The following is a 387-nucleotide window of genomic DNA, read 5'->3' on the forward strand; positions in this document are numbered from 1 at the left end:
CGCGTTAACAACCCCACAGCGGAAGGATCGAGAGAGATGGCAGAGCAGGAGCCGCGCGAAGGCGGAGCCGACCGCACGCCGCGCGGACGCACAGGCGACCATCCTCCTCGAGCCCGAGACGCTGGATCGCGCCCCGCACGTCCCGCCCGCGACGGTGACCGGAAGCCTTATGGTGACCGGAAGCCGTATAAGAAGCGTGACGGTGACCGGAAGCCGTACGAGAAGCGCGACGGCGACCGCAAGCCGTACGAGAAGCGCGACAGCGACCGGAAGCCGTACGGTGACCGGAAGCCCTACGGCGATCGGAAGCCGTACGAGAAGCGTGACGCTGACCGGAAGCCGTACGAGAAGCGCGATGGTGACCGGAAGCCTTACGGCGACCGGAAG

The 387-nt window shown here is 67.2% G+C and carries 1 pseudogene; it reads left to right on the forward strand.

Annotated elements, in window-relative coordinates:
* Positions 1–36: 36 nt before the first annotated feature.
* Positions 37–387, forward strand: a pseudogene (locus tag OB08_RS16410) (primosomal protein); the annotation flags it as partial.

It is taken from the genome of Microbacterium sp. HJ5 (genome assembly GCF_054824025.1).